The following is a 2,877-nucleotide window of genomic DNA, read 5'->3' as shown; positions in this document are numbered from 1 at the left end:
TCAAGGCAAGTTTCCCGCTTAGATGCTTTCAGCGGTTATCTCTTCCGCACTTAGCTACCGGGCAGTGCCATTGGCATGACAACCCGAACACCAGTGGTGCGTCCACTCCGGTCCTCTCGTACTAGGAGCAGCCCCTTTCAATCTTCCAGCGCCCACGGCAGATAGGGACCGAACTGTCTCACGACGTTCTAAACCCAGCTCGCGTACCACTTTAAACGGCGAACAGCCGTACCCTTGGGACCTACTTCAGCCCCAGGATGTGATGAGCCGACATCGAGGTGCCAAACACCGCCGTCGATATGAACTCTTGGGCGGTATCAGCCTGTTATCCCCGGAGTACCTTTTATCCGTTGAGCGATGGCCCTTCCATTCAGAACCACCGGATCACTAAGACCTACTTTCGTACCTGCTCGCGCTGTCACGCTCGCAGTCAAGCTGGCTTATGCCTTTGCACTAACCTCACGATGTCCGACCGTGATTAGCCAACCTTCGTGCTCCTCCGTTACGCTTTGGGAGGAGACCGCCCCAGTCAAACTACCCACCAGACACTGTCCGCAACCCGGATCACGGGTCCACGTTAGAACATCGAACATTCAAGGGTGGTATTTCAAGGATGGCTCCGTGCAGACTGGCGTCCACACTTCTCTGCCTCCCACCTATCCTACACATCAAGGCTCCATGTTCAGTGTCAAGCTATAGTAAAGGTTCACGGGGTCTTTCCGTCTTGCCGCGGGTACACTGCATCTTCACAGCGAGTTCAATTTCACTGAGTCTCGGGTGGAGACAGCCTGGCCATCATTACGCCATTCGTGCAGGTCGGAACTTACCCGACAAGGAATTTCGCTACCTTAGGACCGTTATAGTTACGGCCGCCGTTTACTGGGGCTTCGATCAAGAGCTTCGCCTTGCGGCTAACCCCATCAATTAACCTTCCAGCACCGGGCAGGCGTCACACCGTATACGTCCACTTTCGTGTTTGCACAGTGCTGTGTTTTTATTAAACAGTTGCAGCCAGCTGGTATCTGCGACTGGCTTCAGCTCCGGGCGCTAGTCCCTTCACCTAATGCCAGCGTGCCTTCTCCCGAAGTTACGGCACCATTTTGCCTAGTTCCTTCACCCGAGTTCTCTCAAGCGCCTGAGTATTCTCTACCTGACCACCTGTGTCGGTTTGGGGTACGATTTGGTGTTACCTGGAGCTTAGAGGCTTTTCCTGGAAGCAGGGCATCAACCACTTCACCACCGTAGTGGCTCGTTATCACGCCTCAGTGTTATACAGATGACCGGATTTGCCAAGTCATCCCACCTACACGCTTCAACCGGGACAAACCGTCGCCCGGCCGGCCTAGCCTTCTCCGTCCCCCCTTCGCAGTAACACCGAGTACAGGAATATTAACCTGTTTCCCATCGACTACGCTTTTCAGCCTCGCCTTAGGGGTCGACTCACCCTGCCCCGATTAACGTTGGACAGGAACCCTTGGTCTTCCGGCGAGCGGGTTTTTCACCCGCTTTATCGTTACTTATGTCAGCATTCGCACTTCTGATACCTCCAGCAAACCTCACAGTTCACCTTCAACGGCTTACAGAACGCTCCCCTACCCAACAACACTTGCGTGTCGCTGCCGCAGCTTCGGTGCATGGTTTAGCCCCGTTACATCTTCCGCGCAGGCCGACTCGACCAGTGAGCTATTACGCTTTCTTTAAATGATGGCTGCTTCTAAGCCAACATCCTGGCTGTCTGAGCCTTCCCACTTCGTTTCCCACTTAACCATGACTTGGGGACCTTAGCTGGCGGTCTGGGTTGTTTCCCTCTTCACGACGGACGTTAGCACCCGCCGTGTGTCTCCCGTGATAACATTCTTCGGTATTCGCAGTTTGCATCGGGTTGGTAAGTCGGGATGACCCCCTAGCCGAAACAGTGCTCTACCCCCGAAGATGAATTCACGAGGCGCTACCTAAATAGCTTTCGGGGAGAACCAGCTATCTCCCGGTTTGATTGGCCTTTCACCCCCAGCCACAAGTCATCCGCTAATTTTTCAACATTAGTCGGTTCGGTCCTCCAGTTAGTGTTACCCAACCTTCAACCTGCCCATGGCTAGATCACCGGGTTTCGGGTCTATACCCTGCAACTTAACGCCCAGTTAAGACTCGGTTTCCCTGCGGCTCCCCTATGCGGTTAACCTTGCTACAGAATATAAGTCGCTGACCCATTATACAAAAGGTACGCAGTCACCCTGATAAATCAAGGCTCCCACTGCTTGTACGTACACGGTTTCAGGTTCTCTTTCACTCCCCTCGCCGGGGTTCTTTTCGCCTTTCCCTCACGGTACTGGTTCACTATCGGTCAGTCAGGAGTATTTAGCCTTGGAGGATGGTCCCCCCATGTTCAGACAGGATACCACGTGTCCCGCCCTACTCTTCGAGCTCACAATACCGGCACCTTCGGATACGGGGCTTTCACCCTTTACTGCCGGCCTTTCCAGACCGTTCTCCTGGCACTGATATTGATGATGGCTCTGGGCTGCTCCCCGTTCGCTCGCCGCTACTGGGGGAATCTCGGTTGATTTCTTTTCCTCGGGGTACTGAGATGTTTCAGTTCCCCCGGTTCGCCTCATTCACCTATGGATTCAGTGAATGATAGTGCAACGGATTGCACTGGGTTTCCCCATTCGGACATCGCCGGCTGATAGCGCTTCATATCAGCTCACCGGCGCTTTTCGCAGATTAGCACGTCCTTCATCGCCTCTGACTGCCTAGGCATCCACCGTGTACGCTTAGTCGCTTAACCTCACAACCCGAAGGTGTCTTCGGACTGGAGTGTGTTGAGAGACTCCTCAATACCGTCGCGTCGACGCTACTGAGTGTTTCAAATTTTCAGCT

The 2,877-nt window shown here is 53.9% G+C and carries 1 rRNA gene; it reads right to left on the bottom strand.

The window, feature by feature from the left end:
• Positions 1-2,785: ribosomal RNA gene (locus PSI17_RS16370) — 23S ribosomal RNA — on the bottom strand; the annotation flags it as partial.
• Positions 2,786-2,877: the final 92 nt, after the last annotated feature.

It is taken from the genome of Xenorhabdus sp. IM139775, from assembly GCF_028598745.1.
GTDB lineage: Bacteria > Pseudomonadota > Gammaproteobacteria > Enterobacterales > Enterobacteriaceae > Xenorhabdus.
Note: the sequence above shows the minus strand (reverse complement) of the source record. Positions and strands in the feature narration are given on the sequence as shown.